General features: G+C 70.0%; 5 protein-coding genes. 2 read left to right on the top strand and 3 right to left on the bottom strand.

Annotated elements, in window-relative coordinates; translation table 11 throughout:
• Window positions 1-43 precede the first annotated feature (43 nt).
• From AB0J68_RS25420 to AB0J68_RS25410, 3 genes are all read right to left on the bottom strand, one after another.
• Window positions 44-556 (bottom strand): hypothetical protein, encoded by a 513-nt coding sequence (locus AB0J68_RS25420; RefSeq protein ID WP_363940673.1) that lies wholly within the window; start codon window positions 554-556, stop codon window positions 44-46.
• Between the two features lie 458 nt (window positions 557-1,014).
• Window positions 1,015-2,538, bottom strand: a complete 1,524-nt coding sequence (gene glpK / locus AB0J68_RS25415) for a glycerol kinase GlpK (protein WP_355067913.1) — start codon at window positions 2,536-2,538, stop codon at window positions 1,015-1,017.
• 42 nt (window positions 2,539-2,580) lie between these two features.
• The gene (locus AB0J68_RS25410; protein WP_354862546.1) at window positions 2,581-3,348 is read right to left on the bottom strand and encodes an IclR family transcriptional regulator; all 768 of its coding nucleotides are present in this window, start codon (window positions 3,346-3,348) and stop codon (window positions 2,581-2,583) included.
• Between the two features lie 190 nt (window positions 3,349-3,538).
• On the opposite strand from AB0J68_RS25410, the gene AB0J68_RS25405 reads away from it, so the two are divergent.
• Both AB0J68_RS25405 and glpK (AB0J68_RS25400) read left to right on the top strand, forming a co-directional pair.
• Entirely contained in the window at window positions 3,539-4,372 is an 834-nt protein-coding gene (locus AB0J68_RS25405) for an MIP/aquaporin family protein (RefSeq protein ID WP_355067915.1), read from the top strand.
• A gap of 47 nt (window positions 4,373-4,419) precedes the next feature.
• The coding region (gene glpK / locus AB0J68_RS25400) for a glycerol kinase GlpK (protein ID WP_363940670.1) at window positions 4,420-5,759 on the top strand (1,340 nt) is incomplete at its 3' end.

Raw genomic sequence — 5,759 nt, 5'->3', positions numbered from 1 at the left:
ACCGTCCGGGTGAGGGTCACCGCCGATTGCGTGGTCGAACCGGTCAGGTGGCCGAGCAGGCGGTGTCCAGCTCCTTGATATCGGCTTCCAGGGCCTTTTTGCTGGGCTTGGCGCCGGCGGACTTGTTGTACGCGTCGCTCAGGCCCATCATCTCGTTCTGGATTTTTTCGCTGGCGGCGGTGACTGCCTCGTTGGCGCCCATCGAGTGCGCCAGGATCGCGACCGAGCCGGCGGCCCACTGGGCACTGACCGCGAAGTGTCCGGCTGGCGGGCCGATCTTCTCGGCCTTGGTGACCTTAGCCGCGTTGTCCTTGATGTCCTTCTTGATGTCGGCGCAGGCCTTCACTGTGGCCGCGTCGTTGGCCGCGGTGCTGGTCGCGGTGGTGGCCGCACTACCGGTCGGGGCGGCGCTCGAGGCCGCCGGGGACGGCGAGGTTGCAGTGCCCGCAGATTCGGGCTGCGGATCGCAGCCGGACAGCGCGATTGCCGCCGCAACGGCCGAGCCAGTCAGGACGAGTCGAGTTCGGTTCATCGATGTTTCCCCCATGATCTTCATGTTCGGCGCACGCTACCAGCCCTGGTCGGACGGGTCGGATCAATTAGAGGGCCGACGAGCACGGAGCCCTAGGTCTGGAGCTGGATGCGGGGCGCGTGGTGACTGTGGACGACGGGTGCCGTAGTGCTCGCACGTGTCGGTCCGCGGGCGGCGAAGGTTGGTCTGCGTCGAGAACGTCCCCGACCGGACCGGTTCCGGGCAGAGGTAGCCGAGGTGCAGTTGCACCCATGGAGTGCGGGTGCACGCCGCCGTGGCGGGCGGTGAGGCGGCGTGAGCCAGACCGTCGCCGGCCGGGCTGGAGGTAGGGCCGGCCCGTCCGCTAGCCCCGACGTTCGCCGAGTACGTGCCAGTGGTGGCCGCCGCGGTGTCGCCGTTTAATCCTCGGGCGTACGGCTCGAACGGGAATCGGGTGGTGCAGGCATGGGGGATCGGCGTATCGATGAGGTGGCCCCCGAAGGTCATTCGTTGGCGGCCCGGGCCTCGGGCTTGATCCAGCCGAAGGTGCGCTCCACCGCGCGCTGCCAGTTCTCCCGTTCCTCGGCCCGCACGGCGTTGTCCATCTTGGGCACCCAGCGGGCGGCGGGGTGCCAGTTGCTGCGCAGCCCCTCCAGGTCGGGCCAGTAGCCGACCGCCAGCCCGGCGGCGTACGCCGCGCCGAGGGAGACCGTCTCGGCGACCATCGGGCGCACCACCGGCACCGCGACCACGTCGGCGACGAACTGCATCAGCAGGTTGTTGGCGGTCATCCCGCCGTCCACCCGCAGCGCCGTCAACTCCAGGCCGGAGTCGGCGTTCATCGCGTCGACCACCTCGCGGGTCTGCCAGCCGGTGGCCTCCAGCACCGCGCGGGCCAGGTGCCCCTTGGTGATGTACGAGGTGAGCCCGACGATCACGCCGCGCGCCTCGCTGCGCCAGTGCGGCGCGAACAGCCCGGAGAAGGCCGGCACGATGTAGCAGCCGCCGTTGTCGTCCACAGTGCGGGCGAGGGTCTCGATCTCCGGCGCCGAACTGATCAGCTCCAGCCGGTCGCGGAACCACTGCACCAGGGACCCGGTGATCGCGATGGAGCCTTCGAGGGCGTAGACGGCCGGCTGCCCGCCGATCTGGTAGCCGACGGTGGTGAGCAGCCCGTGGCTGGAGTGCACCGGCTCCGTGCCGGTGTTGAGCAGCAGAAAGCTGCCCGTGCCGTAGGTGCACTTGGCGTCGCCCGGCGCGAAGCAGGTCTGGCCGAACAGGGCGGCCTGCTGGTCGCCGAGCGCCGCTGCGATCCGCACGCCGGGCAGGACGGCGGTCGCGGTGCCGTACACCTCTGACGAGGAGCGGATCTCGGGCAGCATGGCGGCCGGGATGCCGAAGAAGGCCAGCGAGTCCGGGTGCCAGCCGAGCGCGCGAAGGTCCATCAGCATGGTCCGGCTGGCGTTGGTGACGTCGGTCAGGTGCAGACCGCCGTCCGGGCCGCCGGTGAGGTTCCAGATCAGCCAGCTTTCCATCGTCCCGAAGAGCACCTCGCCGCGCTCGGCCCGCTCGTACAGCCCGGGCGTGTGGTCGAGCAGCCAGCGCAGCTTGGGGCCGGAGAAGTACGTGGCCAGCGGCAGCCCACAGTGTTGCCGGAGGTCCTCGGCGCCGGGTGCCCGGGCCAGCGTCTCCACCAGTGTGTCGGTGCGGGTGTCCTGCCAGATGATCGCCGGCGCCACCGGGACGCCGGTTCGCCGGTCCCACACCACTGTGCTCTCCCGCTGGTTGGCGATGCCGATCGCGGCGACCTGGCCCGGAACGATGCCGGCCTGGGCGAGGGCCCTGGGCACCACCTTGCCGACGTTGCGCCAGATCTCCAGCGCGTCGTGTTCCACCCAGCCGGGCCGGGGGAAGTGCTGCTGGTGCTCCCGCTGCGCCACGGAGACCAGGTTGCCCCGGCGGTCGAACACGATGCAGCGGGTCGAGGTGGTGCCCTGGTCGATGGAGACGACGTAGCTGTCAGTCATTCCTCGTCCTCTCTGGGCGGATGGCGGTGCAGGGTGGACGGATCACCAGCGCGCCGCGCCGAGGTCCCGGGACACCGCGCGTGCGGCGTCGCGGACGTACGCGACGAGCGTCGGGCGGGGGTGGCGCTGCGCGTCGCAGACGCGATCGACCGGGCCGGAGAGCCCGATCGCGCCCACGACGAGGCCGCCGTAGCCGCGGATGGGCGCGGCGATACCGGCCTCGCCGAGGGTCATCTCCTCGATCTCGGCGCCCCAGCCGTTGTCCCGGATCGCGGTCAGCGCCCGGCTGAGGGTCCGGGCGGTGACCAGGGTCCGCCGGGTGTACGGCTCGGGTTCGCCCTGCATGACCGCGTTGGCGGCGCCGACGTCGTAGGCGAGCAGGACCTTGCCGAGCGCGGTGGCGTGCGGGGGCAGCAGGGACCCGACGTCGAGGGTCTGCAGGGTGTCGTCGGGCCGGAAGACGTGGTGGACCACCAGCACCTTGCCGTCCAACAGGGTGCCGATGCGGACGGCCTCGCCGCTGCGCGCGGCCAGCGGGTCGGCCCAGTTGATGGAGCGTGAGCGCAGTTCGTTGACGTCGAGGTAGCTGGTGCCCAGGTGCAGCAGGGCCGCCCCGAGCTGGTACTTGCCGGAGGTCTTGTCCTGCTCCACGAAGCCGACGTCCTGGAGCGTGCGGACGATACCGTGCGCGGTGCCTTTGGCCAGGTCGAGAGAGCGGGCGATCTCCCCGATGCCGAGGCGGCCGGAGCTGCTGGCCAGCAGGCGGAGGATCGCCGCGGCCCGCGTGATGGACTGCACCTGACCCGGCATGGGGCGGAATGCTAATCGCGTTTTGGCGGCCGCAACAGTGTTCGGCATTGTCGACCGAGGTTCGTTGACCCGGCACCGAGGGTTTCCTACGGTTCACCGCACAGTGACGTTACTGCACCGCGGCGTCACCGACCGACCCTCCACTTCCCCCGAGGGGAGGGCTGCCACCCCCACCGTTTTTGGAGGCAAGATGGCGCAACGGTTGAAAGCGCCCGGGCTCGTTGGCGAGTTGGCCGCCGAGTTCGCCGGCACCGCGATTCTCATCCTGTTCGGCGTGGGCGTGGTCGCCCAGGTGGCCGCGGCGGGGACCGGCGAGTTCGACAGCATCGCCTGGGCCTGGGGCCTCGGCGTCACGCTCGGCGTGTACGTGGCGGGCCGCATCAGCGGCGCGCACCTCAACCCCGCGGTCACCGTCGCCCTGGCGGTCTTCAAGGGCTTCTCCTGGCGCAAGGTGATGCCGTACGCCCTGGCCCAGACCGCCGGCGCGTTCGTCGCGGCCCTGCTCATCCGCTGGAACTACAGCGAGGTGCTGTCCCGGTTCGACCCAGGCCTGACCAGCAAGAGTCAGGGCGTCTTCTCCACCCTGCCCGGTGCCGGCGTGAGCGAGTGGGGCGCGCTGCGTGACCAGATCATCGGCACGGCCATCCTGCTGTTCCTCGTCCTGGCCGTCACCGACGCGCGTAACTCGCTGCCCGCCGGCAACCTCGCCCCGCTGATCGTCGGCCTGATCGTGGTGGCGATCGGCATGGCCTTCGCCGCCAACGCCGGCTACGCCATCAACCCCGCCCGCGACTTCGGCCCCCGCCTCGCCTCGTTCCTGACCGGTTACGAAACGGCCTTCCAGGACACCAGCGGTTATCCGTACTTCTGGGTGCCGATCGTCGGGCCGCTCGTCGGTGGCATCATCGGCGCCGGCCTCTACGAGCTGATCATCGGCCGCTTCCTGCCCAGCGAGGACGAGTTGGAGCCGGGCGCCCTGGCCACCGAGAAGACCTCGGCCGAGGACGAGCTCGCCCGCATCTGACATCGCCGACCCGAATCCTTACGACGGACACAGAAGGAGACACCCGAATGGCTGACTTCGTCGGCGCGGTCGACCAGGGCACCACCAGCACCCGCTTCATGATCTTTGACCACGGTGGCAACGAGGTCGGCCGCCACCAGCTCGAACACCAGCAGATCCTGCCGCAGGCCGGCTGGGTGGAGCACAACCCACTCGAGATCTGGGAGCGGACCCAGACGGTCATCCAGACCGCGATGAACGCCCGTGGCCTGACCGCCTCCGATCTGGCCGCGCTCGGCATCACCAACCAGCGCGAGACCACCGTGGTGTGGAACCGCCGGACCGGCCGGCCCTACTACAACGCCATCGTCTGGCAGGACACCCGTACCGACCGCATCGCCTCGGCGCTGGAACGCGAGGGCAAAGGCGACGTCATCCGACGCAAGGCCGGCCTGCCTCCGGCGACGTACTTCTCCGGCGGGAAGATCCAGTGGATCCTCGAGAACGTCGACGGGGTCCGGGAGGCCGCCGAGCGCGGCGAGGCCGTCTTCGGCAACACCGACTCCTGGCTGCTGTGGAACCTCACCGGTGGCGTCGAGGACGGGGTGCACGTCACCGACCCGACCAACGCCAGTCGCACCATGCTGATGAACCTGGAGACGCTGGACTGGGACGACGAGCTGCTGTCCTTCTTCGACATCCCTCGCGCCATGCTGCCGGAGATCCGGCCGTCGTCCGACCCCCGCTCGTACGGCAGCACCCGGCAGCACGGCCCGTTCGCCGGCCGAGTCCCGATCACCGGCGACCTGGGCGACCAGCAGGCCGCCACGGTCGGGCAGGTCTGCTTCGCCCCGGGTGAGGCGAAGAATACCTACGGCACGGGAAACTTCATGCTCCTCAACACCGGCACGGAGATCGTGCGGTCGAAGGCCGGGCTGCTCACCACGGTGTGCTACCAGTTCGGCAACGACGCCCCGGTGTACGCGCTCGAAGGCTCGATCGCGGTCACCGGCTCGGCCGTGCAGTGGCTGCGCGACCAGCTCAAGATCATCAGTACCGCCGCGCAGAGCGAGATCCTGGCCCGCCAGGTGGAGGACAGCGGCGGGGTGTACTTCGTGCCCGCGTTCTCCGGCCTGTTCGCACCGTACTGGCGCTCCGACGCCCGTGGCGCGATCGTCGGCCTCTCCCGGTTCAACACCGACGCCCACATCGCCCGGGCCACTCTGGAGTCCATCTGCTACCAGAGCCGGGACGTGGCCGACGCCATGGAGCAGGACTCCGGCGTGCACCTGGAGTGCCTCAAGGTCGACGGCGGCGTCACCGTCAACGACCTGTGCATGCAGATGCAGGCGGACATCCTCGGCGTACCGGTCAGCCGGCCGGTGGTCGCCGAGACCACCGCCCTCGG

It is taken from the genome of Micromonospora sp. NPDC049580 (assembly GCF_040675595.1).
Taxonomy (GTDB): domain Bacteria; phylum Actinomycetota; class Actinomycetes; order Mycobacteriales; family Micromonosporaceae; genus Micromonospora.
This window is presented reverse-complemented; position numbering and strand designations above follow the sequence as displayed.